Source organism: Paraburkholderia phymatum, assembly GCF_040965635.1.
Classification (GTDB): Bacteria; Pseudomonadota; Gammaproteobacteria; order Burkholderiales; family Burkholderiaceae; genus Paraburkholderia; species Paraburkholderia phymatum_B.
In genome coordinates, this window is record NZ_JBFRCH010000105.1 from 1 (window position 1) to 1,136 (window position 1,136).

Annotated in this window: 2 protein-coding genes and 2 pseudogenes; all 4 read right to left on the reverse strand. The window is 62.6% G+C overall.

Annotated elements, in window-relative coordinates; genetic code table 11:
• Window positions 1-66, reverse strand: a pseudogene (locus tag AB4Y32_RS40875) (transposase); the annotation flags it as partial.
• Between the two features lie 23 nt (window positions 67-89).
• Window positions 90-641, reverse strand: a complete 552-nt coding sequence (locus tag AB4Y32_RS40350) for an IS3 family transposase (protein WP_368726569.1) — start codon at window positions 639-641, stop codon at window positions 90-92.
• Window positions 562-987 (reverse strand): transposase, encoded by a 426-nt coding sequence (locus tag AB4Y32_RS40355; protein WP_368726570.1) that lies wholly within the window; start codon window positions 985-987, stop codon window positions 562-564. Before AB4Y32_RS40355 ends, AB4Y32_RS40350 begins: the two co-directional genes overlap by 80 nt.
• A 40-nt stretch (window positions 988-1,027) precedes the next feature.
• Window positions 1,028-1,136: pseudogene (locus AB4Y32_RS40360) on the reverse strand (IS110 family transposase); the annotation flags it as partial.

A 1,136-nucleotide genomic window follows, 5' to 3' on the forward strand; every position in this document is an offset into this window, starting at 1 on the left:
CTCATCGGGGAACAGCTTCGGCGCCTTCGGGTTCTTGCTCTTCTTGGTCACTGTTGCTTCGGTCATAGGACGTTATTTCCGTTATCGTCTCATGACCTCGGCACACTAAAAATCTGACAGGCTCGCAGAATCACACCCTCGTGGTGTCGCTGCAGCAGTGCCATGTCGAGCGCACGCAGCATCAGTTCCGTGTACAGATGGTTCGACATCGCCCAGCCCACAATGCGCCGGCTAAACACATCGAGCACCACAGCGAGATACAGAAACCCCTCGCCGATTGGAATGTAGGTGGCATCTGCCACCCACAGCACGTTCGGCGCGTCGGCGCTAAAGTGCCGGCGTACCAGATCGGGTGCACGTCGTGCCCCCGCACGCGGCCGTGTGGTACGTGGCCAGCGCCGGCGGCTGGCGCCACACAGGCCGGCCATGCGCATCAGACGCGCTATCCGCTTGCGCCCAACGTGCATGCCTTCGCGCGCCAGTTGCGCATGGATGCGTGGCGCGCCATACGTGCCGCGCGAACTCGCATGCAGCGTACGGATGCGTGCCAGCAGTTGTGCATCACTGCCAGCATGCTGCGATGGCTCGCGTATCAGCCACGCGTAATAGCCGCTCGTCGAGACCCCGAGCAGCCGCGCCATCGTGGCTATGGGCCAGCGGGCCCGGTTCGCTTTCATGAATCCGTACCCTTCGGTGGCACGGTTCCCGTCTCCCGCGCGAACCAGGCCGCCGGTGAGAGAGGATGTCGCGCTCCATTTTTAACTGGCGATTCTCACGGCGCAGCCGCGTAAGTTCCTGCCGCTCGGCCGTGGTCAGCCCGTCATGACGCACCCCCGCATCACGATCGGCTTGCGCAACCCAGTTGGTAATGGTCTGCGCCGTCGGTTCGAACTCGCGCGCGAGTTCCTGCGGTGTGCGCCCGGCCTTGACCAGTTCCACCATCTGCGCCCGGAATTCCGCCGGGTACGGTGTGCGAGTCTTGCCCATTTCGGCACCTCCTGTAAAAGGATAGCAACTGTCTTGGAGGTCAAGCATTTTTGAGGTCCGTCCCATGAAACGATGCGTCCCACGGCCTGCCGGCTTTGACCATCGCGTTCAGAATGGTCAGCAGTTTGCGCATGCAGGCCACGAGCGCG

Bases quoted from the DNA above. Each gene is read 5' to 3' on its own strand.
- AB4Y32_RS40355 (WP_368726570.1), bottom strand. From the start codon at position 987: ATGGGCAAGACTCGCACACCGTACCCGGCGGAATTCCGGGCGCAGATG.
- AB4Y32_RS40350 (WP_368726569.1), bottom strand. From the start codon at position 641: ATGGCGCGGCTGCTCGGGGTCTCGACGAGCGGCTATTACGCGTGGCTG.